The 2,256-nt window shown below is 75.8% G+C and carries 1 protein-coding gene; it reads left to right on the plus strand.

Annotated elements, in window-relative coordinates; genetic code table 11:
* Positions 1–2,256: cobaltochelatase subunit CobN (locus MFF42_RS07425; protein WP_238255173.1), on the plus strand; the 2,256-nt coding region annotated here is incomplete at both ends.

The raw sequence follows: 2,256 nt of genomic DNA on the forward strand, positions 1-2,256 counted from the left end.
CCGCCGACCTCGCCGCGGCGGGGTTCGCGGCGGGCGCACTGCCGGAGGCGGGTGCGCTGATGGCGGCGCTGACCGAAGCCGAGCCGGGGTTTTGCGTGTCGCTCGCCGACTACGCGGCGTGGTTCGAAGGACTGCCGGACGAGCGTCGCGCGGAACTCACCGAGCGCTGGGGGGCGCCGGCGGACGATCCGCTCTGCCGCGACGGGGCATTCCGGTTCCCGATGGTGGACGCTGCTGCCGCACAGATCCCCTCTCCCCGCGCGCGGGGAGAGGGTCGCGACGGCCTTGTCGTCGGCGCGACGAGCGGTAGCGAGGGTGAGGGGGCGGTGCAGGATGAGGCTCGCCCGGCCAAGCCCCCTCACCTTCGGCTGCCGCCTCGCTTCGGCGACGACAGGGTCGCCGAAGCCCTCTCCCCGCACGCGGGGAGAGGGGATGCGCACGACACGGAGTATGCGAGCGGCCTCACCCTCTTCCTCCAGCCCGACCGTGGCCGGAGCGCCGACCGCAAGGCCGGCTATCACGATCCCGACGCGCCGCCGACCCACGCCTACCTCGCCTTCTACCTGGGCGTTCGGAAGAGCTTCGACGCGCTGATCCATCTCGGCACCCACGGCACCACCGAGTGGCTGCCGGGCAAGGCGGTGGCGCTCTCAGGCCAGTGCTGGCCGGCGCTGGCCGTCGGGGCGCTGCCGGTGGTCTATCCGTTCATCGTCGACGATCCCGGCGAGGCCGCGCCGTTGAAGCGCCGGCTCGGCGGGATCGCGCTCGGCCATCTCACCCCCACCGTCGAGGCCGCCGGGCTGACGCCCGAGGCCGCGGCGCTGCGCGAACTCGTGGAAGAGTATTCCGCCGCGAGCGTGCTCGATCCGCGCCGGGCCGGGCTGATCGCCGAGGCGATCCTCGACGAGGCGGCCTCCGCCGGGCTGCTCGCGGGGGCGGGCATCGACGGCGACACCCCGATGGCCGACGCGCTGACCGCGCTCGACGCGCATCTGTGCGACCTCGGCGAGACCCCGTTCCGCGACGGCCTGCACGTGTTCGGCCGCGCCCCCCCGGAGGCCGCCGAGCCGGTCCGCGCCAGCGCGGAGGCCGAGCGCGCCGCCCTGATCGCCGCCCTCGACGGCCGCTTCGTCGCGCCGGGCCCCGCCGGCTCGCCCTCGCGCGGGCGCCGGGACGTGATGCCCACGGGGCGCAACCTGACGACCCTCGATCCGCGCAGCCTGCCCACCCGCGCCGCGACCCTGCTCGGCACCAAGGCGGCCGACGCGGTGGTGCGCCGCTACCTGCAGGACGAGGGCGAGTACCCGGCCCGCATCGTCATGGACCTCTGGGCCTCGCCGACGCTGCGCACCGGCGGCGAGGACGTGGCCCATGCCCTCGCGCTGATGGGCGTCCGCCCGGTCTGGGACCACGCCTCGACCCGCGTCACCGGCTTCGAGGTGCTGCCGCTGGCCCTCCTCGACCGGCCGCGCATCGACGTCACCTGCCGCGTCTCCGGCGCGTTCCGCGACACCTTTCCGGAGACCCTGGCGCTGCTCGACCGCGCCGCCCGCGCCGTCGCCGCCCGCGAGGAGGAGGACGAGGAGAACCCGCTCGCCGCCGCCAGGCGCCGGGGCGAATCCGGTGCCCGTATCTACGGCGCGGCGCCGGGCCGCTACGGCGCGGGCACGGCCGAGACCGCCCTCGACGGCGCCTGGGGGGACCAGGCCGATCTCGGGCAGGCCTATCTCGCCGCCACCACCCACGCCTACGGCGACGCGGAGGGGGCGGACGCGGATTTCGCCGCCCGCGTCGCGGCGGCGGACGCCTATGTCCACGCCTTCGACGTGGCCGAGCGCGACCTTCTGGACGGCGATGCGGCGGCCGACGCCATGGGCGGGTTCTTCGCCGCCGCGTCCGGCGAGGGGAGGGCGCCCGCGCTCTACAGCCTCGACGTCTCGAACCCGGAGTCGCCCCGCACCCGCACCGCCCGCGAGGACGTCGCCCGGCTGATCCGCGGCCGGCTCGCCCATCCGCGCTGGATCGCGGCCCAGCTCCGCCACGGCTACCGCGGCGCGCAGGAACTGGCGCAGGGCATCGACGCGGTGTTCGTGCTCGCCGCCACGACCGACGCCGTGACGAGCCCCGATCTCGACCGGCTCTACGGCGCCTGGATCGCCGACCCGGAGACCTTCGAGGCGTTGAGGGCGGCCAATCCGGAGGCGACCCGGGCCATCCTCGAGCGCTTCGAGGATCTTCGCGCCCGCGGCCTCTGGC

The sequence above is a fragment of the Methylorubrum podarium genome (assembly GCF_022179745.1).
Lineage (GTDB): Bacteria > Pseudomonadota > Alphaproteobacteria > Rhizobiales > Beijerinckiaceae > Methylobacterium > Methylobacterium podarium.